We start from the raw sequence: 22,794 nt of genomic DNA, 5'->3' as shown, positions 1-22,794 counted from the left end.
AAGGCTCCTCCCAGGGGTCGAAGATGGTGCGGACATCTCGGCTGCGCACACCCGGCGGCCATCCGATCGACCTGCGACTCCGAACACCTGGCGGAGCGGCAGGGCGTCGGTCCACCTTCAAGAGGAAGGATCGGATCGCGTGACGGGACCCGAACCCGGAAGCGACCACAGAACAGTCAGCATCGATCAGCAGTCCGAGACCCTCCGACTCCTGCCCTGGCCGCAGACGGACGTCACCGCGCTCCGCAGCGATCTCGCGGAGTCCGGGGAGCATCTCGAGACAGAAGGCGAGTTCCTCGACCGGCACGACCGCTACCTGCGCGGTTGGGCCGAGGGGAGCGGTTTCTTCTACGCGATCGAGCTCGACGGGCACTGCGTCGGCTCCATCGGCTATTGGTACGGCCACTCGCGTGGCACCCTCGCCTACGAGACGGGCTGGAGCATCGCTCCCACAGCCCGCGATCGCGGCGTCGTGACGCGCTCCGTGCGCCTGCTCCTCGAGGAGGCGGCGGCGTTCCCGCTGCCGCGCTTCGTGCACGCGTACGTCCCCGCGGACGACGCGGAGGACAGCGCGATCTGCGTCGAGGCCGGCTTCGACCGCGTCGACGTCGTGGAGGCGGGCGACCCGCCCGTCCTCTACGCCGACTGGGCGTTCGACCTCGCCGACGTGGCGTAGGAGCGGCGCGCTCGCGCCGGCGATGGGCCGATCATGCTGATCGAGTAGCCCGCGCAGCGGGCGTATCGAGATCCACCGTTCTGCAGTGCGTGGGGTCTCGATACGCGCTGCGCGCCACTCGACCAGCATGATGGCGCGCTGGCGCGCCCGTTCTCTGCGCGCTCCGCGCCCGAATCGCGCGCTGGCGCGCCCGGTCCTTGCGCGCTCCGCGACCAGCCGGGGTGCCGGGATGTTCACGCGTCTCGGCCGCGCTGGGCCCCGTCCATGCTGATCGAGTAGCCCGCGCAGCGGGCGTATCGAGATCGGCTCTCCTGCAGAACGCCGGCGCGACACGCGCTGCGCATTCCTCGAGCAGCAGGAGCGCCGGTCGTGACGCGCCACGGTCGACATCGCGACCCCATGTTCCTATCATCCATGTATGGGTACGACGCGGACGGCGAAATCGACGGGGCTGGCTGGGCTATGAGCGCCCAGGACGGGGATCTCCGACCGATCTCCTCGCTCGTCGTCGCAGCCGGCGATGGCGTCGTCGCCACCGGTCGGCTGAAGCGAGTGGCCGGGGGACTCCGCCTCGCCGCAGTGGGCGCCGGCCTCTACGACATCGTCGTCGAGCAGGCGGCGCCGAGCGTTCCGCTGACTCTCGAGTCCGCTCCCGCCTGCGTCGACGTCGTCACGGTCGAGGGCGTCTGGCGGGGCGAAGGAATCACCGAGGCCCGCATCGTCCCGTTCCGAGAGCCGGTGCGATTCCCGGACGCTCTCGGCGACCGTGCCGAGCCTCCTCTCGTCGCCGGCGGCCGGACGACGAGAGCGGAAGTCCTCGCGGTGGACGTGATGGCTGTCGTCGACGGTCTCCGCGAGTCCGGGCTCGTGTCCTACGTCGCCCACTGCGACGAACGCGGGTGGTTCGGGATCGCGAGTGCCACTGATCCGGAGCCGGTCCGCCGCGGTCTCCGCCGTGTCCTGGGCGACTCCTTTCTGGTGGTTCATTCCCCCTGGGGACTCCAGACGCTCGACGCCATCGACCGCATCTTCGAGAGCGACGGCGTCGGCCGGGAGACCCTCCACATCGGACGCTTCATCGATCCACGCGGCCGCCTCCGCTCCAGCGCACTGGTCCGCTTCGTCTCTCCCGCGCTGGCCCGCGCCCTCGGGGACACAGGCGCCAGCGCTGTAGACCTCGCCGCCTGGATCATTCCCTCGTCGCCAGACTTCTGATCTTCAGCATCCTCGTGCTGGGCGGTGACCGCCCTGCGCCGGGTCGAGCTCGCCTCCGCCTTGCACTCGCGCGTGCACCGGGTCGAGGTGCTGGCGGTCCTGCTGCTGGAGTCGCTCGCGTGGCTGATCCCGGTCGGGTCGGCGGGCCTCGCCGTCGCCCTGTTCTTCTCGAGCACCGGTCCGCCTGTCGACGCAGCGGCGACCCTGATCCAGGGCCTTCGGACGCCGGCCGTCGCCGTGCTGTGCGCGGGGACGGGCGTCGTTCTCGGCGTGTTGACGACGCGCGAGAAGCACCTGTTCCGCTACTTCAAGAACCGCTGACGGCGTCGCGGGTGCGTCACCCTTCTGTGGAAAGTGGGGTCTCGATACGCGCTGCGCGCTACTCGACCAGCATGACGGCGCGCTGTCGCACCCGTTCTCTGCACGCACCGCGACCACGTTGCGCGCTGGCGCGCCCGTTTCCCTGCGCGCTGCGCGACCAGCAGGGGTGCGGGGATGTCCACGCTTCTCCGCCGCGCTGGGCCCGCCCATGCTGATCGAGTAGACCGCGGAGCGGGCGTATCGAGATCCACCAGCGTCAGAAGTCGAGTCTGCAGAGTCCGCCTGCTGATGACGGTGGGTCTCGATACGCCCCTGCGGGGCTACTCGACCAGCATGACTGTGCGCCGTCGTGGGCGCGTCCGCCGCGGCGGACCGTTGGCGGCCCCGCGTCAGAGGCGGTGGGACGCCAGCCACGGGCGCAGGGCGGCGAGGAACTCCTCGGGTCGCTCGACGCTCGGCAGGTGGGCCGCGTCCTCGAAGACGTGGGCGTCGGCGCCCGGCACGGTCGCCGAGAGGAAGGCGTGCACGGGGAGCGACTCGGAGACGTCGTGGGCGCCGACCATCGCCAGCGTGGGCACCGCGATGTCGACGACGCGGTCGTAGGCGGGCGGCTCGATCGCGGTCGGCCGGGGCTTCTCGCCCTCGTGGCCGCTCCGGCCGCGGGCGAGCTCGCGCACGGTCTCGACGAAGGCGGGGTCCAGCGAGGCGGGATCGCGGTCGGGGCCGAACGCCCACAGCTCCGCCTCCATCCGCGCGACGCGCTCGTGGTCGCCGGCGGTCAGCACCGCGTCGATCTCGTCGAAGCGGCGGTCCTCCTCCTCGGTGAGGTCGGGGTAGGGGAAGCCGCCGACGCCGGGGGCGATCAGCACCAGGCCGGTGACGCGGTCCGGGTGCTCGAGCGTCAGGTCGAGGACGAGCGAGCCGCCGCGCGAGCAGCCGATCGCCGTCGCGCGCTCGACACCGAGGTGCTCGAGCACGTCGAGGGCGTCCTGCCGCGGGTCGAACTCGACGTCGTCCGTCCGGGTCTCGCCGAAGCCGCGGGTGTCGTAGCGGATCACGAGGTGGTCCTCCGCGAGCGCGGTGACGACCGGGTCCCACATCCGCAGGTCGGTGATGCCCGCGTGCACGAGCAGGAGGGCGGGGGCGGAGGCGTGGCCGTCCGCCTCCCAGTGCAGGGTCGCTCCGGGGACCTCGAGATGCGGCATGCGCCCACCGTAGGCCCGGCCCCGCGGAGGAGCAACGGGCGGCGCCTCCTAGGCTGGAGGCGGTGCGCCGACCCGCGCCGAGGATCCCAGCCCGCGAGCCGCCAGGCTCCGCCGACGAGACGGAGGACGCCGTGGAGGGAGTGCTCACCGGCTTCGCGATCATCGGGACCGTCATCGCGGTCGGCTACCTCATCGCCCGATTCGGGCTGGTCCCGCCCGAGGGCCGCGCCGTCCTCACCCGCATCGCGTTCTTCGTCACGACTCCGGCGCTGCTGTTCACGGTGCTCGCCCGGGCCGACGTGACGGTGCTGTTCTCCTCCTTCCTCCTGGTGTCGCTGATCACGGTCGCGATCGTCGCGGTGCTCTACCTGCTCGCCTCCCGGCTGTTCTTCCGCCGCCCGGTACCGGAGACGGTGATCGGCACCGCCGCCGCCTCCTACGTGAACGCCAACAACATCGGCCTGCCGGTCGCGATCTACGTGCTCGGCGACCCGCAGTGGGTCGCGCCGACCCTGCTCCTCCAGCTGCTGCTGCTCGCGCCGACGATCCTCACGGTGCTCGACGTCTCGACGAGCGGGCGCGCCTCCGTCACCGGGATCCTCACGCAGCCGCTGCGCAACCCGATGATCATCGCCTCGGCGCTCGGCCTGGTCGTCTCGGTCACCGGGGTGCAGCTGCCGGCGCCGCTGCTCGAGCCGTTCTCGATCATCGGCAACGCCTCGATCCCGCTGGTGCTGATGGCGTTCGGGATGTCGCTGCGCGGTCAGCGCCCGCTCGAGCCGGGGCCCGGGCGGATCGAGGTCGCCGTCGCCTCGCTCCTGAAGACCCTGGTGATGCCCGCGACCGCCTACCTGCTCGGCCGCTTCGCCTTCGCGCTCGACGCCGAGCACCTCTTCGCGGTGACCGTCACGGCCGCCCTGCCGACCGCGCAGAACATCTTCAACTTCGCCTCCCGCTACGACCGCGGCGTCGCCGTGGCGCGCGACACGGCCCTGGTGACCACCGTCACGGCGGTGCCCGTGCTCATCGCCGTGTCCCTCCTCCTGGGTTGACGACGGCGCGGATCGACCGCCGTCTGCGAGCAGGCGTCGCTTAGGCTCTCTCGAATGAGCACCACGACGACCTCCTCTCGCCGCGCCTCCGGCACCCCTCGCCGCAGCAGACGGGGCCTCTGGATCACCCTGACCGTCCTGCTGGTCCTCGTGATCGGCGCGGTCGTGGCCGTGCTCCTCGCGGTGCAGACCTACGACAAGGCCATGACGGTGCGCGCCAAGCTCACCTCCGCCATCCCGCTGGTCTCGCAGGTCGCCGACCAGCTCACCGGCTTCGACACGGCGGGCGCGGAGTCGACCGCCGGGCAGATCGCCACCCTCACCGGCGAGGCGCGCGACGAGACCGACGACCCGGTGTGGCGGGTGATGGAGATCGTGCCAATCCTCGGCCCGAACCTCTCCGCCGTGCGCGCCGCGACCGAGATCGCCGACGACGTCTCGGGCAAGATCGTCACCCCGCTCTCCTCCACCTCGCTCGACGTGCTCAAGCCGGTCGACGGCCGGGTCGACATCGCGGCGATCACCGCTCTCTCCGACAAGATCACCGTCGCCAAGGGCGTCGTCGACGAGGCGCAGTCCCGCGTCGAGGGGATCGACCGCGGCGCGCTCGTGCCGCAGGTCGCCTCCGCGCTCGACGCGTTCGCCCCGCAGCTCGAGACGGCGACCAGCGCGATGGACCAGGTCCAGCCGATCACCGCGATCCTCCCCGACGCCCTCGGCGCCAGTGGACCGCGCAGCTACCTCGTGCTCTTCCAGAACCTCGCCGAGGCGCAGGCCCTGGGCGGCGGCGCCTCCTCGGTGATGCAGCTGAACATCGACGGCGGCGCGATCACGGTCGGCACGCAGCAGTCGAGCCAGGACTTCCGCGGACTGCAGTCGGTCTCGGTCGACCAGAGCGCGCTCGACACCTTCGGCGGCAACCTCGCCACCACCTTCAACGTGTCGACGAGCCGCCCCGACTTCCCCACCGCGGCCTCGATCGCGACGCAGTTCTGGGGGCAGAAGTTCCCCGGGGAGAAGATCGACGGCGTGCTCGCGATCGACCCGATGGCGCTGCAGTACCTGCTCGCCTCGACCGGCCCGGTGACGCTCACCGACGGCACCGAGCTGACCAGCGAGAACACCGTCTCGACGCTGCTGAACAAGGTCTACTTCCGCTACTCGGACGCGACGGTCGCCGACGCGACCGACGCCTTCTTCTCGGAGGCCAGCGCCACCATCCTCGGCAAGATCCTCGGCGGCGACATGGAGCCGTCCAAGATGCTCCCGGCCGTCGTGAAGGCCGTCGGCGAGAGCCGGATCCTGGCCTACAGCACCGATCCGGACGAGCAGGCGCTGCTCGCCCCGACCCCGATCGCGGGGGTCCTGCCGACGGACAACGACGACACCTCGACCACCGGCGTGTTCTTCCAGGACGCGTCGGTCGGCTCGAAGATGGACTACTACCTCGACACCGCGGTCACCCAGTCGAGCACGAACCGCTGCGCCGCCGGCGGCACGAGCTTCTCCACCCAGGTGACGCTGACCAACACGATCACCGAGAAGGTCGCGCGCACGCTGCCCAAGTACGTGGCGGCGAACGGCGGGAACCGCTTCCCGCTCGGCGACTTCGTCACCAACGTCTACGTCTACGGCCCTCCCGGCACGACGACCTCGCAGGCGCAGGCCTCCTGGTCCGACCCGCTCGGCGAGGCGGCCCGGATCTTCGACCCGACCGACGACCTCGGCCGGCCGGTCGCGCGCGTCTCGGTGCAGCTGGCCCCCGGCGAGTCGACGACGGTGACGATCGGCTTCACCGCCGCCGACCCCGCCGCGACCTTCGGCGAGCAGGCCGTCCGGGTCACGCCGATGATCAACAAGACCGAGGTGACGCTCGCGGACGACCCGACCTGCGCCGGCTGAGCGCGGGGCGGCCGGACGACGGCCGCCCCGCTCAGGCCAGAGCGGATCCGGGGATCGAGCTGGTGACGAGCCAGGACGCGAGGAACGCGGTGCCGACGCAGAGCACGAAGGCGACGATCGGGATCCAGAACACCCGGCGGCCGACGAGGTAGCGGATGATCGTCACGCCCACGGCGATCAGCGTCAGGATCGGCGGGCCGATCAGAGCGAGCGAGACGCCCCAGTCGATCCGGTCGTAGTCGCAGGCGATGTTCTGCCCCTCGCACTGGCCGGGGAAGACGGCGAGGATCGCCGCGAGGTAGCCGAGCACCACGCAGAGCAGCCCGAGGGCCAGGCAGCCGAGGATCGAGAGCACCAGGTCCCAGCGGCGGCGCAGCGGCTTGCCGGCGGCGAACGTCTCGCGGACGGAGCGGTAGGCCTCGGTGCGGAACTCGTCGTGCGCCTGCGCCACGGCCGGGCGGCTCGCGGCGGCGCGCTGCGCGGTGGAGGGGTGCTGCGCGGTCGAGGGCTGGTCGGCGCGGGCGCGCTTCTTCTTCGAGGAGGCCACGGTCAGAAGATCATCGGGCGGTCGTCGTCGAGCGAGGTGTCGAGGTCGAGGTCGACGACCACGGGGACGTGGTCGCTCGGGGCGTCGCCCTTGCGCTCGTTCCGGTGGATCGCGGCGCCCGTCACCAGGTCGCCGAAGGCGCGGGAGCCGAGCACGAAGTCGATCCGCAGCCCCTCGTTGCGCGGGAAGCGCAGCTGCTTGTAGTCCCAGTAGGTGTAGCCCTCGGGCACGAGCGGGCGCACCACGTCGTGCAGGCCCGCGGCGGTGAAGGCCTCGAAGGCGGTGCGCTCCTCGGGGGAGACGTGCGTGGATCCGGGGCCCAGCGTCGGGTCGCCGACATCGCTGTCGAGCGGAGCGACGTTCCAATCGCCGACCAGCGCGAGCGGCAGGTCGGGCTCGGCCGCGAGCCAGGCGCGGGTGCTCGCCTCGAGGGCGGCGAACCACTCGAGCTTGTAGTGCCAGTGCGGGTCGCCGACTGCGCGGCCGTTGGGCACGTAGAGGCTCCAGACGCGCACGCCGTCGACCGTCGCACCGATCGCGCGGGCCTCGAGCGGGAGGGTTCCGTCGGCCGCGGGCTCCTTGGCGAAGCCGGGCATGCCGGGGAAGCCGACCTGGACGTCCTCCATCGGCAGGCGGGAGGCGATGCCGACGCCGTTCCACTGGCTGAGGCCGACCATCTCGACGTGGTAGCCCGCCTCGGCGAAGGCCTCGTGCGGGAACTGCTCGGGCTTGCACTTGAGCTCCTGCATGGCGAGCACGTCGACGTCCTCGCGCACGAGCCAGTCGACGACGCGGCCGGTGCGGGCCCGGATGGAGTTCACGTTCCAGGTGGCGATGCGCATTCAGGAAGTCTAGGAGCCGCCGCCGACAGGATCCCCGCACGGGGTCGGAGGGGGCGCGGTCTCCTCCTGTCGGCCGATTGCGGAACCGCTGTCGGTGGTCGATGGTTGTCTTGCGCCGTCCCTGCAGCGGCCGCTCCTCCGCGCCGCTCGGCCCGAGCCCCGAAGCTCCCGCCGTCCCCGTGCTCGGCCGATTCCGCCCCTCGCGGTCCCGGCCGCCCTCTCCCGCCCCGCCCCGACCGGAGGACCCATGATCCTGCTCCGTCTCGCGTCCTCGTACGCGAAGCCCTACTCCCGGTCGATCGCGGCGGTCGTGGTGCTCCAGCTGATCGCGACCCTCGCGGCGCTCTACCTGCCGAGCCTCAACGCCGAGATCATCGACCAGGGCATCGGCCAGGGCGACACCGACTTCATCTGGGCCACCGGCATGACGATGCTCACGGTCTGCCTCGTCCAGGTCGCCGCGGCGATCGGCGGCGTCTACTTCGGTGCCCGCACCGCGATGGCCGTCGGCCGCGACCTGCGCCGCGACGTCTACCGCCGGGTCGACTCGCTGAGCGGGCTCGAGGTCGGCCGCTTCGGCACCGCCACCCTGATCACCCGCGGCACGAACGACGTGCAGCAGGTGCAGATGCTCGTGCTGATGACGCTCAACTTCATGGTGTCGACGCCGATCATGTGCATCGGCGGGATCGTCTTCGCCCTGCGCGAGGACGCGGGGCTCTCCTGGCTGGTGTGGGTCTCGGTTCCGGTGCTGTTCGTCGTCGTCGGAGTGCTGGTGTTCCTGCTGCTGCCGCTGTTCCGCCTGATGCAGGACCGCATCGACGGGATCAACGGCGTGCTGCGCGAGCAGATCACCGGCATCCGCGTGGTCCGCGCGTTCGTCCGCGAGCCCTTCGAGTCCGAGCGCTACCGCCGCTCGAACGAGGCGATCACCGAGGTGTCGATCAAGGTCGGCAACATCTTCGTGCTGATGTTCCCGGCGATCATGATGATCCTGCACCTCGCCACGGCCGCGGTGCTGTGGTTCGGCGGGCACCGGGTCGACGCCGGTCAGATGCAGATCGGCTCGCTGACCGCGTTCCTGCAGTACCTGCTGCAGATCCTCACCGCGGTGATGATGGGCGTCTTCATGGTGATGATGATCCCGCGCGCCGTGGTCTGCTCCGAGCGCATCCAGGAGGTCCTCGACACGCGCACCAGCCTGACCACGCCGACCGGCGGCGTCGATGCGCCGGCCGTCGGCCGCGTCGAGTTCTCCGGGGTCGTCTTCGGCTACCCCGGCGCCGAGCGCCCCGTGCTCTCGCAGCTCGACCTCGTCGCCGAGCCCGGCCGGACGACCGCGATCGTCGGCTCCACCGGCGCGGGCAAGACGACCCTGCTCGGCCTCGTGCCGCGGCTGTTCGACCCGCAGGAGGGCTCGGTCGCCATCGACGGCGTGCCCGTCTCCTCGCTCGACCGCGCGCAGCTCGCGAAGGTCGTCGGGCTCGTCCCGCAGCGGCCCTACCTCTTCTCGGGCACCATCGCCTCCAACCTCCGCTTCGGCCGCCCGGACGCGACCGACGCCGAGCTGTGGGAGGCGCTGCGCATCGCCCAGGGCGAGGACTTCGTCCGGGCGAAGGAGCGCGGGCTCGACGAGCCCGTCTCGCAGGGCGGTACCAACGTCTCGGGCGGGCAGCGGCAGCGGCTCTGCATCGCGCGGGCGCTCGTCGCGAAGCCGCGCGTCTACCTCTTCGACGACTCGTTCTCGGCGCTCGACGTCGCGACCGACGCGCGCCTGCGCGAGTCCCTCGCCGAGGCGACCACCGACGCGACCGTGATCATCGTCGCCCAGCGCGTGTCGACCATCCGGAACGCCGACCAGATCGTCGTGCTCGACGCGGGCCGCATCGTCGGCCGCGGCACGCACGACGAGCTCCTCGAGACGAACGCGACCTACCGCGAGATCGTCGAATCCCAGCTGAGCGTGGAAGGGGTGGCCTGAGATGGCCCGCGCACGCGACACCGAGGCCCAGGCGGCGCCGGTCGCCGAGACCTCCGAGCTCGAGCCCGAGTTCGAGCCCGGCGAGGGCGACGGCGGCATGTTCGGCGACGGCCCTCCCGCCCGGAAGGCGCAGGACTTCTGGCCCTCCGCGAAGCGGCTGTTCGGCCTGCTCGGCCCCGAGCGCGCCCGGATGATCCTCGTCGTCACCCTCGTGTCGGCGTCGGTCGTCCTCACCGTCATCGCGCCGAAGATCCTCGGCCAGGCGATGGACACCATCTTCAACGGCGTGATCGGCTCGCAGCTGCCCGCCGGCGTGCCGCTCGAGCAGATCATCGAGCAGCAGCGGGCCGAGGGCAACGGCACCTTCGCCGACATGCTCTCGAAGACCGCGATCGTGCCCGGGGAGGGCATCGACTTCACGGTGCTCGGCCGCCTGATCATCATCGTGCTGCTGATGTACGTCGTCGCGTCGGTGCTGATGTGGGCCCAGGGCTACATCCTCAACGGCCTGGTCATGCGGGTCGTCTTCGGGCTCCGCCAGGACATCGAGGCGAAGCTCAACCGCCTGCCGCTGCGCTTCTTCGACACCCGGCAGCGCGGCGACGTGATGTCGCGCGTGACCAACGACGTGGACAACATCCAGACGGCCCTGCAGCAGGCGTTCTCGCAGCTCGTCCAGTCGGTGCTGACGATCATCGGCATCGCCGTGATGATGTTCATCGTCTCCTGGCAGCTCGCGCTGATCGCGCTCGTCTCCATCCCGCTGTCCGGAGTGATCGCGGGCGTCATCGGTGCCCGCTCGCAAAAGCTCTTCGCCGCGCAGTGGAAGAACACCGGCGCGCTGAACGGCCACATCGAGGAGACCTTCTCGGGCCTCGAGATCGTCCGCACCTTCGGCCGCGACCGGGAGATGCTCGAGGAGTTCGACCGCCGGAACGATGCGCTCTACTCGGCCTCGTTCGGCGCCCAGTTCGTCTCGGGCATGATCATGCCGGCGATGACCTTCGTGTCCTACCTGTCGTACGTGCTGATCGCCGTGGTCGGCGGCCTGCGGGTCGCCTCCGGTCAGCTCACCCTCGGCGACGCGACCGCGTTCATCCAGTACTCCCGCGAGTTCACCCAGCCTGTGACGCAGCTCGCGAGCATGGCGAACATGCTCCAGTCGGGTGTCGCCTCGGCCGAGCGCACCTTCGAGCTGCTCGACGCGGACGAGCAGGAGCCCGAGACCGCGGTCGACTCGCTCCCGGAGCGCACCGACGGCCACGTCGAGTTCGAGGACGTCTCCTTCTCCTACGACCCGGAGCAGCCGCTGATCGAGGGCCTGACCTTCTCGGCCCAGCCGGGCCAGACGGTCGCGATCGTCGGCCCGACCGGCGCCGGCAAGACCACGCTGGTCAACCTGGTGATGCGCTTCTACGAGCTCACCGGCGGGCGCATCCTGCTCGACGGCGTCGACATCACCCGGATCGGCCGCGGCGACCTCCGCTCGCGCGTGGGCATGGTGCTCCAGGACGCCTGGCTCTTCCAGGGCACGATCCGCGAGAACATCCGGTACGGGCGCCTCGACGCCACCGACGAGGAGATCGCCGACGCCGCCCGGGCGACGATGGTCGACCGCTTCGTGCAGCAGCTGCCCGACGGCTACGACACGGTGCTCGACGCCGACGGCGGCAGTGTCTCGGCCGGTGAGCGCCAGCTGATCACGATCGCCCGCGCGTTCCTCGCCAATCCGTCGCTGCTCATCCTCGACGAGGCGACCTCCTCGGTCGACACCCGGACCGAGCTGCTCGTGCAGCACGCCATGGCGGCGCTGCGCACCGACCGCACCTCGTTCGTCATCGCGCACCGCCTCTCCACGATCCGCGACGCCGACACCATCCTGGTGATGGAGGCCGGCCGCATCGTGGAGCAGGGCGCCCACGAGGAGCTCCTTCGGCGACGCGGCGCCTACTACGACCTCTACATGACGCAGTTCCGCGGCGGAGCCGAGGAGGGGCAGGGCGAGAAGGCCGGAGCGACGCGCGCGGGCGGTGCCGAGTCCGCGCCGTAGGCGTGCACCGTAGAGTAGGCGCGTGAACGACGCACGCCAGCAGCTCATCGAGTACATCGGCTCCGACGCCGTCTTCCACGGGGACTTCACCCTGACGAGCGGCAAGAAGGCGAGCTACTACGTCGACCTGCGCCGCGTCAGCCTCGACCACCGGGTCGCGCCGCTCATCGGCGACGTGATGCTCGACCTCATCGCCCCGATCGAGCGGGTCGACGCCGTCGGCGGTCTCACGATGGGCGCCGACCCCATCGCCTCCGCGATCCTGCACCGCGGCGTCCTCCGCGGCGTCGAGTACGACGCCTTCGTCGTGCGCAAGGCGCCCAAGGACCACGGCCGCGGCCGCCAGGTCGAGGGCCCGGACCTCGCCGGCAAGCGCGTCGTCGTCGTCGAGGACACCTCCACCACCGGCGGCTCCCCGCTCGCCGCCATCGAGGCCCTGCTGAAGGTCGGCGCCGAGATCGCCGGAGTAGCGGTCGTCGTCGACCGCGCGACCGGAGCCCGCGAGATCATCGAGGACGCCGGCTACCCCTACTTCGCCGCGATCGGGCTGGCCGACCTCGGTCTGAGCTGATGGTGGACGACGGCCGCGAGCGCGGTGACCAGAACGGCGGGCGGCCCGACGGCGAGAAGCCCGAGGCCGCGGAGGCCGAGGCCGTGGCGCCCGAGGCAGCGGAGTCGCGCGAGGGCGAGGACCGCCCCGAGCCGGAGCGCCGCCCCGGCGGCAGCGAGTGGCTCCTCGAGCAGCTGAGCGGCGGGCGCCTGAAGAGCATCTTCGAGGCGCCGCGGACCCCGGCTCCTGCGAGCGAGGCCGCACCCGTCGCCGAGCCCGAGCAGGAGCGTCACGAGGACCTCGTCGACGCCGCGGTCCCCGTCGAGCCCGAGCACGACGGCGAGCGGCCCGGCGCGCCCGCGCCCGTCGCGCCCGAGCAGCCCGTCGCGCCCGAGCAGCCCGCCGAGCCGGGGCAGTCCACCGCACCGGAGCAGGTCGCCGAGCCCGAGCAGCCCGCTGAGCCGGCGCAGGTCGCCGAGCCGGCGGAGGTCGCTGAGCCGGCGCAGGTCGCCGAGCCGGAGCAGGTCGTCGAGCCCGAGCGGCCGGTCGAGTCCGGATCCTCCGTCGAGTCCGAGCAGTCGGTCGAGACCGAGCGCCCCGTCGAATCGGAGCGATTCATCGCGTCGGAGGCGTCCGTCGGGTCCGAGGCGTCCGCCGGATCCGAGCAGCCCGCCGACGCCGAGCAGCCCGCCGACGCGGAGCAGCCCGCCGACGCCGAGCAGCCCGTCGAGGCCGAGCGACCCGCCGAGTCCGCGCCCGCCCCCGCGTCCCAGGACGGCACCGAGACGACCGCCGATCCTGAGCCCGCGCCCACCGGCGAGCCCGCGGCAGCGCCTCCGGCGTCGGACGCGCCGGCTGCCGACGCCGACACGTCTTCGGACACGCAGTCCGACGCGCAGGCCGCCGCCGAGCGCGACTCCGCTCGCCGCGGCATCTGGGCCGCCTTCACCGCACCCCGCTCGAAGCCCGCCGCGGAGGATCCCCGCTCCCCGGAGTCCGTCGCCGAGGCGCCGACGGAGGCGGATCCCGACCGTCCGGTCACGCCCTCCCCCCGCTTCCCGCTCGGCCCGGTGCTCCCGCAGACGCCCCGGCCGCCCGCCGCGGCCCCCCGGTCCTCCGCTCCGAGCGCGCCGTCGTCCGCTCCCACGCCGCCCGCCCCCGCCGCGCCCGTGCTGCCCGTCGCCCCGGTCCTGCCCCCCGCGCCCCCGACCGCCGACCTGCCCACCGCGCCGTCCGCCCTCCGCGAGCCCCGCCACGAGCAGCGCCCGGAGCCCCGCGGCGACCGCCCCGAGGGCGCGACCGCCCCCGAGCCCCGCGAGCCCGCGGAACCGAGCGTCTACCAGTGGCCGGATCCCCGCGGCGGCTGGGACGCGCCGCCGGTCTGGGAGGACGTCGTCGCCCCGCGCGACGAGTCCGCCGACGACGACGGCGGCGACGAGGAGCTCTGGCGCGAGACCGCCGGCGCGTACGCCTGGAACCTCGAGCCCGAGGACGACGCCGCCGGAGCCGACGGGTCGACGGCCGACGCGGCGACCGGAGTGGACGACTCGTCCCGCGGGGACGCGCCCGACGCTGCCGCCGCGCCGCCCGTCGCGCCGTCCAGCACCCCCGCCCGCGCGCACGTGAACGCCGCCAAGCGTGCGCCGCGCGCGTCCCGGAAGCCCCGCGCCGAGAAGCCCCGCGCCGAGAAGCCCCGCGCGGAGAAGCCGCGGGCGGAGAAGCCCGCGAAGACCCCTCCGGCCGAGCCGGTCCCGTCTCTCACGAGCGTCGGTGCCCCGACCCCGGCTCGCCTCCGGAGCCGTCGCCGCCTGCTGATCGGCCTGATCGCCGTCGGCGTCGTGCTCCTGCTCGGCGCGATCCTCGCCATCGGGATCGCCGTGGGCGCGAACGGCGACCGCGACGACCAGGCCGCCGCGCCCGCGCCGGCCGCGACGACCGCCGCGCCGGCCCAGCCCAGCGCGACAGCCAGCGCGGCGCCCACCACCGCTCCCACCGCCGCTCCCACCGCCGCTCCGCCCACCGTCGGCCCGCTGCCCGCCGGCAGCTACGCCTGGACGGCGCTGCTCGGCGGCGAGTGCCTGCAGCCGTTCGACACGGTCTGGGCCGAGACCTTCACGGTCGTCGACTGCGCCAGCGCCCACACCGGCGAGATGATCGCCACCGGCGAGCTGACCGACGCGACGTTCCCCGGACAGGACGCCCTGGCCGTCTCGGTCTCCTCGCTCTGCCAGGCGCAGGGCGTCGTCGACGTCACGGGCGCGGAGGCGTACGGCGACGTGCAGGTGTCCGCCTCCTTCCCAGTGACGCAGGAGCAGTGGGACGCCGGCGAGCGCAGCTACTACTGCTTCGTCGACCGCGCCGGCGGCGGCGACATGCTCGGCTCGGTCGACGGCACCCCGTCGGCCTGAGCCGGAGGACGCGACCCGTGGACGAGGCCGGACCCTCCGCCTCCCTCGAGGCGACGACGAACGGCGTCGGGCCGTGGGTCGGCCCGCACCCCGACGACGACCGGCTCGACCCCGAGCTGCTCGAGCACGGCGACTCGCGCAACGTGGTCGACCGCTTCCGCTACTGGCGGATGGAGGCGATCGTCGCCGAGCTCGACGCGACGCGGCACCCCTTCCACGTCGCCATCGAGAACTGGCAGCACGACATGAACATCGGCTCGATCGTGCGCAGCGCCAACGCCTTCGGCGCCGAGAGCGTGCACATCGTCGGGCGCCGGCGCTGGAACAAGCGCGGCGCGATGGTCACCGACCGCTACCAGCACGTGCAGCACCACGAGACGGTCGCGGACCTCGCCCGCTGGGCCGCCGCCGAGGACGTGCCGCTGCTCGCGATCGACAACGTGCCCGGCTGCGTGCCGATCGAGACGTTCGCGCTGCCGGAGCGCTGCGTGCTGCTCTTCGGGCAGGAGGGGCCGGGCCTCTCGGAGGAGGCGATCGCCGCCTCCGTCGCCGTGCTCGAGATCTCGCAGTTCGGCTCGACCCGCTCGATCAACGCCTCCGCCGCGGCGGCCGTCGCGATGCACGCCTGGATCCTCCAGCACGTGCGCTTCTGACCGGCCGGGCGCCCCCTCCCCCTCCCCCGCCCCCTCTCCAAAAGTTGCGGTAGTCGCGCTCGACTACCGCAACTTCCGAGGAGTCGGGGCGCGGTCCGTCGGCTGGTCGGCCGCGAGTACGGAGAAGTTGCGGTAGTCGCGCGCCACTACCGCAACTTTCGAGGAGTCGAAGCGTGGTCTGCTGGTGCGCGGCGGGTATGCGGAAGTCGCGGTACTCACGACCGACTACCGCGACTTTCGAGGAGTGAGAGCGCGGCTGCCGGCCGATCCCCGCCCGAGTACGCAGTAGTTGCGGTAGTCGCGCGCCACTACCGCAACTACTGAGGAGTGGGAGTGCCGTCTCCCGGCTGGTCCGCGGCGGGTACGCAGAAGTTGCGGTACTCGCGCGCGACTACCGCAACTTCTGGAGTGTCGGCAGGCCGGGTGTGAGGAGCGGCGGGGCGGGGCGGCTCGTCAGAGGATCTGGTCGTCCGGCGGGAACTCCGACTCGTACGGGTCGGCCGAGAGCAGCTCGTGCACGCCGGTCAGGACCTCGTCGGGGCGGAACGGGTAGCGGTCCATCTCGGCCCGGTCGCTGATGCCGGTGAGGACGAGGACGGTGTGCAGTCCCGCCTCGATGCCGGCGACGATGTCGGTGTCCATCCGGTCGCCGATCATGCCGGTGTTCTCGCTGTGCGCGCCGATCTTGTTCATCGCCGAGCGGAACATCATCGGGTTCGGCTTGCCGACCACGTACGGGTCCTTGCCGGTGGCCTTCGTGATCAGCGCGGCGATCGCGCCCGTCGCGGGCATGACGCCCTCGGCGCTCGGGCCGGTCGCGTCGGGGTTCGTCACGATGAAGCGGGCGCCGCCGACGATGAGGCGGATCGCCTTCGTGATCGCCTCGAAGCTGTAGTTGCGGGTCTCGCCGACGACGACGTAGTCCGGCGCCGTCTCGGTCATGATGAAGCCGGCCTCGTGCAGGGCCGTGGTGATGCCGGCCTCGCCGATCACGAAGGCGCTGCCGCCCGGCATCTGCGACGCGCAGAAGTCGGCGGTCGCGAGGGCGCTCGTCCAGATCCGCTCCTCGGGCACGTGCAGCCCCGACGCCCGCAGCCGCGCCGCGAGATCGCGCGGCGTGAAGATCGAGTTGTTCGTGAGCACCAGGAACGGCGTCCCGGCATCGGTCCACTCCTGGATCAGCTCGGGCGCGCCGGGGAGCGCCTGGTTCTCGTGCACCAGCACGCCGTCCATGTCCGTGAGCCAGGCCTCGACCTCGCTGCGCTTCGTCGCCATGGGGTCGATGCTATCGGCGGCGGCCCGGTGGCGGAGCCCGGACGGGGGGAGCGCAGAGGCTCCCCGGGGCGGCACAGCGCGAGCGGGTTACCCTGAGGACATGAATGGCGAGAACCTGCTGGGCCCCGAACCGACCCTCCTCCCGGACGAGCCCGCGGTCACCGCGGCCCTCGCCAAGCACGCGAACCCGGGAGCCGTCGAGTTCGCCGCGCTCGCCGCCGCGTACCCGCGCTCCCCGCTCGCGTGGGCGCTCCTCGCCGACAGCGTCTGGGGGATCGACGCCGCGCTGCCGTCCTACGCCTACGCGCGCGTCGGCTACCACCGCGGCCTCGACCTCCTGCGCACGGCCGGCTGGCGCGGACAGGGCCCGATCCCGTGGCGCCACGGACCCAACCGCGGCTTCCTGCTCGCCCTCTACGCCCTCCGCCGTGCCGCCGAGTCCATCGGCGAGACCGACGAGGTCGCGCGCCTCACCGGCTTCCTCGAGCAGGCCGACCCGGCCGCCATCCCGGAGATCGAGCGCTATCACGAGGACGCGCTGCCTCCCACGGCCGCCATCGTCATCTTGGGCGCGGACTGATCGCCGCCCGGTCGCGGCGCTCGCGGCGTTGTCGTCGGTCGCCGTAGCTCCGCTACGCCTCCCTCCTCCGCCTTGCGATCACCGCGACCGGACGACGATCAGGCTGAGGCGGTGCAGGGTTGCCACCCCCGCCGCATGCTGGTCGAGTAGTCCCGGAGGGGCGTATCGAGACCCACCCTTCTGAGGACGGTGGATCTCGATACGCCCGTTGCGCGGGCTACTCGATCAGCATAAAAGGGATCCGCTTCGCGGGCTGTTCGATCAGCATGGTCAGGCGCGGCGGCGCAGGAGCAGGACCGTCGCGAGGGTCAGCAGCGCGCCGAGGGTGGCCGAGCCGGCGGTGACCAGGAAGCCGGACTGCGGGCCGAGGGCCTCGACGGCGAGGCCGCTCAGGGTGGAGCCGCCGGTGGCGCCGAGGGCGACGCCCGTCGGCGGCCAGGCGAGCGCCTCCGTGAGGCGGCTGCGCGGGGCGATCGACTCGACGAGGCTGGAGCCGGTGATCAGCAGCGGCGACGTCGCGAGTCCGGCGACGAAGGCCAGCGCGATCAGCGCGGGCAGCGAGCCGGCGAGCACGAGCACCGGCACGACCGCTCCGAAGACGGCGCCCGCCACCAGGAACCTCGAGCGCGGACCGCCGGGCAGGCGCGCCGCGCCCACGACCACCCCGGTCAGCACGCTGCCGATGCTGTAAGCGGAGAGCAGCAGTCCCGACGCGGCACCCGCACCGGACGCCTCCGCCGTCGCGATCGCCGCGACGTTGAACGAGCCGAAGACCCCGCCGATGGTCGCGAACACCGCCACGATGCCGACGAGCCCGAGCGGAAGCCGCTCCCGCGCGGGGGACGCGGCCGAGCGGACGGGAGCGAGCGCCGGCTGCGTCCCCGTCTGCACGAGCAGCGCGACGCCGCCGGCCACGCCGATCCCGAGCCCGACCAGGACGCCGGCCGCCGGGTGCACGAGCGAGGCGAGCAGCGTGACGATCGGGGGTGCGACGACGAAGGCCGCCTCGTCCGCCACGGACTCGACCGAGTAGGCGGTGTGGCGGAGAGCCGGGTCCGTCGTCGCGGCGCTCCAGCGCGAGCGGACCGCCGAGCCGACGTCGAGGACGGCCGCACCGGCGAGGATCCCGAGCGCGAACCAGGTCCAGACGGGGGCGCCCAGCAGCACGGCGGCGACGAGCCCGAGCGAGGCGGCGACGAGCACGGGGAGCGACAGCGCGAGCGCGCGGCGCTGCCCCCAGCGGTCCATCACCCGCGACCAGAGCGGCCCTGTCACGGCGAGAGCGAGGGTCAGCGCACCCGACACCGCGCCGCCGAGCGCGTAGCTGCCCGACTGCGCGGACACGAGGACGAGGACCCCGATCGCGAGGCTGCCCTTGGGGAAGCGGCCGAGCCAGCCGGCCGAGGAGAAGGCGAGCGACCCCGGGAGGGCGAACGCCCGCGCGTACCTCCCGGTCGCACGGCTCAGAGCGGAGGTCGAGGTGGTCGTGGGGTCTGGCATGGTCGGATCCGATTCCGGTCGTTCCGACGGCGGAGGCTGCTCCACTGGCTGGACGGACGACAGGACGAGCCTACGCGTGCGGTCCCTCTGCGGGCATGATGGGGGCGTGGACACCGCCGCGCTCGAGTCCTTCCTCGCCGACCTGCCGGGAGCGGGCGCGAGCTTCCCCTTCGGCCCGGAGACCCGGGTGTGGAAGGTCGAGGGCAAGGTCTTCGCGCTCGAGATGGAGCGGTTCGGCCGGCCTGTCGTCAGCGTCAAGGCGCTGCCCGAGAACGTCGTGCACCTCGTCGCGGGCGTCGACGGCATCGAGCCCGGCTACCACCTCAACAAGAAGCACTGGGTGACCGTCGACGCCGGCGGCCGGGTCGAGGAGGGCCTCGTGCAGGAGCTGCTCGCGGAGTCGCACGCGATCATCGTCGCCAAGCTGCCCCGCCGCCTCCGCCTCGCCCTCGACGGCACCGCCACCGGCTCCCTCACCGAGGACGACTGACCCGCCTCACGCCCGGCGCCCTCCGCGAGATGCCACTTGTGACGGACTTCTGCGGCGTGTCGCGCTCACAAGTGGCATCTCGCGGAGCGCGACGCCGCGCGCGACCTACAGGCCGTAGGAGCGGAGGTACGCGGCGGTGTCGTGCCAGCCCTCGACGGCGAAGGTCTCGACGCCCATCGCCTTGACGGGGTAGTCGTTTCCGTCGGGGTCGAGGCGGTCGCCGACGAAGATCATCTCGTCGAGGGGGATGCCGGTGAGCTCGGTGAGCTTGTTCATCCCGTAGGCCTTGTCGATGCCCTTGCGGGTGATGTCGACCGAGGTGGAGCCGCCGGAGCGGACCTCGAGGTCGGGCAGCACGGCCTGGACGGCCTCGCGGAGGGTGTTCTTCTTCTCGCCGGTGGGGTCCCAGGCCTGCTTGACCGGCACGGGAGCGGCCTGGCCGAGGGCGGAGAAGGTGATCTGCGAGTCGCGGTCCTCGAGGATCGGGCCCCAGGTCTCGGACTCCCAGTAGCCGAGCTCCTTGGCCTTCTCCTCGACGGCGGCGAGCGCGCGCGACTTCTCGTCGTCGGTGAGGTTCTCGGCGTAGATCTGCGCCCAGTCGCCGTTCTCGTAGCGGTAGTACTGCGTGCCGCAGGTGGGCATCAGGTGCAGCTTCGCCAGCACGGCGGGGTCGGCGCCCTCGAGGCGGTCGAGCACCTGCATCCGGAACTGGCCGATCTGGCCGCCGGAGATGATGCACACCTCGGTCGCCTGCAGCAGCTTGACGAAGAGGTCGGCCATCACCGGGTCCACGGGGGACTTCGAGGCGGCGAGGGTGTCGTCGAGGTCGAAGGCCATCAGGCGGGGCAGGGTGCTCATGGAACTCGTTTCACGGTCTGCGGACAGGGCGGTAGGGAGGGGTGGCGCGGCGCGCGCGGTATCGAGGATACGGGGCGGTGCAGCCGGAGCGCGGGAACCGCGGGCGCAGACTGGGGCGATGACCCTCCCGCGCACGATCGCCCGCGTCCTCCTGGGCCTCGTGCTCGTGCTCACGGGGACGGGGCACCTGACCTTCGCGCGGCAGTCCTTCCAGGCGCAGGTGCCGCCGTGGCTGCCGTTCGACCCGGACGTCGTCGTCCTGGCGTCCGGTGTCGTCGAGATCGCGCTCGGGCTCGCGCTGCTGCTGGTGCGGCGCCGGCGGGTGCTGGTGGGGATCGTGGTCGCCGCGTTCTTCGTGGCGGTGTTCCCGGGCAACGTCGCGCAGCTCGTCACCCGGACCCCGGCCTTCGGCCTCGAGACCGATGCGGCGCGCGCGATCCGGCTGGTCTTCCAGCCGCTGCTCGTGCTCTGGGCGCTGTGGTGCACGGGCGTGCTCGCGGCCTGGAACGCGAGACGGCGCCGCCCTCGGGAGTGAGGGCGGCGCCGTCCGGTCGTGCGGGTGGTGCGGGTGGCTACTCCGAGTGCGAGGCGGAGCGGCGGCGGCGCAGCACCGTCAGCGCGATGCCGGCGAGCAGCAGCAGGGCCGCGCCTCCTGCGTAGGAGGCCGCGTCGACGCCGGTGTCCGCGAGCGGTCCGGAGTGCGAGCCCCCGGCGACGGGGACGGGCGTGGCGGAGGGCAGCGGCACCGGGGTGGCCGTCGGCTGCTCGGTCGGCTCCGGCTGGTCGGGCTCGGGCGTGCCGGGCTGGCCGGGCGTCCCGGGCTCGGCCGGGACCTCGGCCGCGACCGACGTCAGCGACCAGTTCTCGTCGGAGAAGTCCGCCTGGTCGATCACGCCGCGCGCGCTCGCCCAGTCGATCAGCAGCTGCCGGATCTCGAGCCGCTCGTCGTAGACGAGGGGCGCCGCGGCGACGGCCGGGTAGGCCCCGCCGCCGCTCTGCCGGTAGTTGTTGACGGCCATCACGAAGCGGTCGTCGTCCGCGACGGGGGTGCCGTCGAGCTGCGCCAGGTCGCGGATCCGCGAGCCGGCCGGCTGCGAGATGTCGATCACGTAGTCGAGGCCCGAGAGCGCGTCGTAGTTGTAGTCCGGGATGCCCGTGGGGCGGTCCGCGGTGATCGCGTTGGTGCCCGTGGCCGGGTCGAACGGAGCGCCCGGGGCGACCTGGTTGAAGTAGCGGGCCGAGTACTCGAGGTACGCGCGCACCTCCGCGCCCGTCATCTCGACGCCCCGGAGGGTGTTCTCGTAGATGTAGAGACCGGCGATGTCGCGGATCGTGACCTGCCCCTTCGGGAAGACCGCGGTGCGCGAGAACGGCGACGCCTGCGAGATGACCGGGACGTCGGCCCACTCCGTGCCCTCGAGGGCCGCATCGACCGTCTCGGCCTGGACGTTGTTGATGAAGTCGATGATCGGGGTGTCCTCGTAGCGCGAGGTCTCGGCCGAGAGCTCCTCGAGCGACTTCGCCACCGGGGTGTTCACGTACTCGATCGTGGTCGCGTGCGGCTCGGCGAGGGCGTCGACCACGGCGGCCGACTCCTCGGCGATGTCGCGCGCGTAGACCGGGGTGACGACGGGCGCGCGGCCCTCGGTCCAGTCGACCTGCAGGTCGCCCGCGGCGTCCTTCACCAGGTTCAGGGTCACCTCGGTGAGCCCCTGCGCCCAGAAGTACGGCTGGGTGACGAGGACCTGCTCGCCGGCGACGTTCGTGTAGAGCGTCTCGGGGACGTCCTGGTGGCTGTGGCCGGCGACGACCACGTCGATGCCGGGGACCTGCGTCGCGATGTTGTTGACGACGTCCTCGTTGAGGTCGGCCGGGTCGTACTCGGCGTCCGGGACGGTGCCCTGGCCGGTGTGCGCGAGGACGACGACCACGTCGGCCTCGGCCTGGACCTTCGGGACCCACTCCTTCGCGGTCTCGACCATGTCGCGGAACTCGAGCACGCCGTCGACGTACTGCTTGTCCCAGACGCGGACGCCGGGCGTGACCAGGCCGAGCACGCCGACCCGCACGGTCTGGCCGTCGATCTCGCGCTCGATGACGGTGTACGGCTTCTGATACGGCTCGCCGGTGGCGACGTCGACGACGTTGGCGCCGAGCAGCGGGGCGTTCAGATCGCCCTCGTAGGCGCTCAGCATGTCGAGGCCGTAGTTGAACTCGTGGTTGCCGACGACCTGCGCGTCGTAGCCGATGGTGTTGAACGCGGTGGCCATCGGGTGCGTCGTCTCGCCCGAGAGGACGCCCGCGGCGCCGTCGCCGAGGCCGTAGTAGTAGGTGAGGGGCGTGCCCTGGATCGCGTCGCCGTTGTCGAAGACGAGGACGGAGTCGTCGCCCTTCTCGGCGCGGAGGCGGTCGACCTCGGTCGCGACGCGGGTGAGGCCCAGCGTGTCCTCGCCCTCGTAGGGCGCGTTCGCGAAGTAGTCCCAGTTGTAGACGTGCCCGTGCGTGTCGGTCGTCGACACCAGGGTGAGCTCGACGCCGTCGTCGAGGGGGGCCGCGCTCGCGAGGGGAGCGGCGGTGGCCGCCCCGAGCGCGACGACGGCGAGGAGGCTTGCGGCGCGGAGTGTGCGCATCGGTTTCCTGTTCGCGTGATCGGTGGAGTGTGAACGAGTTCGAACCTATGCGCCGGTTG

The 22,794-nt window shown here is 72.3% G+C and carries 20 protein-coding genes; 13 read left to right on the top strand and 7 right to left on the bottom strand.

Annotation, left to right across the window (positions count from 1 at the left end):
• Positions 1–139 precede the first annotated feature (139 nt).
• From HRK28_RS14250 to HRK28_RS14240, 3 genes are all read left to right on the top strand, one after another.
• Positions 140–676, top strand: coding sequence for a GNAT family N-acetyltransferase (locus HRK28_RS14250; protein WP_160085941.1), 537 nt, complete (start codon positions 140–142; stop codon positions 674–676).
• Between the two features lie 369 nt (positions 677–1,045).
• A complete protein-coding gene (locus HRK28_RS14245; RefSeq protein WP_173252094.1) occupies positions 1,046–1,891 on the top strand; it encodes a hypothetical protein in 846 nt (281 codons plus the stop codon).
• A gap of 24 nt (positions 1,892–1,915) precedes the next feature.
• Positions 1,916–2,212, top strand: a complete 297-nt coding sequence (locus HRK28_RS14240; protein ID WP_173252093.1) for a hypothetical protein — start codon at positions 1,916–1,918, stop codon at positions 2,210–2,212.
• A gap of 389 nt (positions 2,213–2,601) precedes the next feature.
• On the opposite strand, the gene HRK28_RS14235 is transcribed toward HRK28_RS14240, so the two are convergent.
• The gene (locus tag HRK28_RS14235; RefSeq protein ID WP_173252092.1) at positions 2,602–3,417 is read right to left on the bottom strand and encodes an alpha/beta fold hydrolase; all 816 of its coding nucleotides are present in this window, start codon (positions 3,415–3,417) and stop codon (positions 2,602–2,604) included.
• 131 nt (positions 3,418–3,548) lie between these two features.
• Here HRK28_RS14235 and HRK28_RS14230 point away from each other — a divergent pair, with 131 nt between their 5' ends.
• Positions 3,549–4,469 (top strand): AEC family transporter, encoded by a 921-nt coding sequence (locus tag HRK28_RS14230; protein ID WP_173252091.1) that lies wholly within the window; start codon positions 3,549–3,551, stop codon positions 4,467–4,469.
• Between the two features lie 54 nt (positions 4,470–4,523).
• Positions 4,524–6,371, top strand: coding sequence for a DUF4012 domain-containing protein (locus tag HRK28_RS14225; protein WP_173252090.1), 1,848 nt, complete (start codon positions 4,524–4,526; stop codon positions 6,369–6,371).
• 31 nt (positions 6,372–6,402) lie between these two features.
• Here HRK28_RS14225 and HRK28_RS14220 read toward each other — a convergent pair whose 3' ends face one another.
• Together HRK28_RS14220 and HRK28_RS14215 are read right to left on the bottom strand one after the other, a co-directional pair.
• Positions 6,403–6,918, bottom strand: coding sequence for a DUF6264 family protein (locus HRK28_RS14220; RefSeq protein WP_173252089.1), 516 nt, complete (start codon positions 6,916–6,918; stop codon positions 6,403–6,405).
• A gap of 2 nt (positions 6,919–6,920) precedes the next feature.
• A complete protein-coding gene (locus HRK28_RS14215; protein ID WP_160085929.1) occupies positions 6,921–7,760 on the bottom strand; it encodes an exodeoxyribonuclease III in 840 nt (279 codons plus the stop codon).
• 247 nt (positions 7,761–8,007) lie between these two features.
• Here HRK28_RS14215 and HRK28_RS14210 point away from each other — a divergent pair, with 247 nt between their 5' ends.
• Genes HRK28_RS14210 through HRK28_RS14190 form a run of 5 tightly spaced genes read left to right on the top strand, consistent with a single transcriptional unit; the run spans position 8,008 to position 15,402 of the window.
• The gene (locus tag HRK28_RS14210) at positions 8,008–9,741 is read left to right on the top strand and encodes an ABC transporter ATP-binding protein (RefSeq protein ID WP_160085927.1); all 1,734 of its coding nucleotides are present in this window, start codon (positions 8,008–8,010) and stop codon (positions 9,739–9,741) included.
• 1 nt (position 9,742) lies between these two features.
• Entirely contained in the window at positions 9,743–11,791 is a 2,049-nt protein-coding gene (locus HRK28_RS14205) for an ABC transporter ATP-binding protein (RefSeq protein WP_173252088.1), read from the top strand.
• 22 nt (positions 11,792–11,813) lie between these two features.
• Complete coding sequence (gene pyrE, locus HRK28_RS14200; RefSeq protein WP_160085923.1) at positions 11,814–12,362, top strand: orotate phosphoribosyltransferase; 549 nt, start codon at positions 11,814–11,816, stop codon at positions 12,360–12,362.
• Positions 12,362–14,749 (top strand): septum formation family protein, encoded by a 2,388-nt coding sequence (locus tag HRK28_RS14195; protein ID WP_173252087.1) that lies wholly within the window; start codon positions 12,362–12,364, stop codon positions 14,747–14,749. The genes pyrE and HRK28_RS14195 overlap by 1 nt, the downstream gene beginning before the upstream one ends.
• A gap of 17 nt (positions 14,750–14,766) precedes the next feature.
• Positions 14,767–15,402 (top strand): TrmH family RNA methyltransferase, encoded by a 636-nt coding sequence (locus HRK28_RS14190; RefSeq protein ID WP_160085919.1) that lies wholly within the window; start codon positions 14,767–14,769, stop codon positions 15,400–15,402.
• A gap of 453 nt (positions 15,403–15,855) precedes the next feature.
• On the opposite strand, the gene HRK28_RS14185 is transcribed toward HRK28_RS14190, so the two are convergent.
• The gene (locus HRK28_RS14185; protein ID WP_173252086.1) at positions 15,856–16,677 is read right to left on the bottom strand and encodes an HAD-IIA family hydrolase; all 822 of its coding nucleotides are present in this window, start codon (positions 16,675–16,677) and stop codon (positions 15,856–15,858) included.
• A gap of 100 nt (positions 16,678–16,777) precedes the next feature.
• Between HRK28_RS14185 and HRK28_RS14180 the strand changes: the two genes are divergently transcribed.
• Positions 16,778–17,257 carry a DUF3151 domain-containing protein gene (locus tag HRK28_RS14180; protein ID WP_160085915.1) on the top strand — a complete coding sequence of 160 codons (480 nt, stop codon included), beginning with the start codon at positions 16,778–16,780 and terminating at the stop codon, positions 17,255–17,257.
• Between the two features lie 270 nt (positions 17,258–17,527).
• Here HRK28_RS14180 and HRK28_RS14175 read toward each other — a convergent pair whose 3' ends face one another.
• Complete coding sequence (locus HRK28_RS14175; protein WP_173252085.1) at positions 17,528–18,757, bottom strand: MFS transporter; 1,230 nt, start codon at positions 18,755–18,757, stop codon at positions 17,528–17,530.
• Between the two features lie 106 nt (positions 18,758–18,863).
• Between HRK28_RS14175 and HRK28_RS14170 the strand changes: the two genes are divergently transcribed.
• Entirely contained in the window at positions 18,864–19,247 is a 384-nt protein-coding gene (locus HRK28_RS14170; RefSeq protein WP_217274794.1) for an MmcQ/YjbR family DNA-binding protein, read from the top strand.
• Between the two features lie 105 nt (positions 19,248–19,352).
• Here the strand turns inward: HRK28_RS14170 and HRK28_RS14165 are convergent, their stop codons facing one another.
• The gene (locus HRK28_RS14165; protein WP_123447127.1) at positions 19,353–20,105 is read right to left on the bottom strand and encodes an HAD-IIB family hydrolase; all 753 of its coding nucleotides are present in this window, start codon (positions 20,103–20,105) and stop codon (positions 19,353–19,355) included.
• Between the two features lie 118 nt (positions 20,106–20,223).
• Here HRK28_RS14165 and HRK28_RS14160 point away from each other — a divergent pair, with 118 nt between their 5' ends.
• A complete protein-coding gene (locus HRK28_RS14160; protein ID WP_173252083.1) occupies positions 20,224–20,640 on the top strand; it encodes a DoxX family membrane protein in 417 nt (138 codons plus the stop codon).
• 37 nt (positions 20,641–20,677) lie between these two features.
• Here the strand turns inward: HRK28_RS14160 and HRK28_RS14155 are convergent, their stop codons facing one another.
• Positions 20,678–22,735, bottom strand: coding sequence for a bifunctional UDP-sugar hydrolase/5'-nucleotidase (locus HRK28_RS14155; RefSeq protein ID WP_173252082.1), 2,058 nt, complete (start codon positions 22,733–22,735; stop codon positions 20,678–20,680).
• Between the last annotated feature and the right edge of the window lie 59 nt (positions 22,736–22,794).

This window comes from Rathayibacter sp. VKM Ac-2835 (genome assembly GCF_013266705.1).
Lineage (GTDB): Bacteria > Actinomycetota > Actinomycetes > Actinomycetales > Microbacteriaceae > Rathayibacter.
Note: the sequence above shows the minus strand (reverse complement) of the source record. Positions and strands in the feature narration are given on the sequence as shown.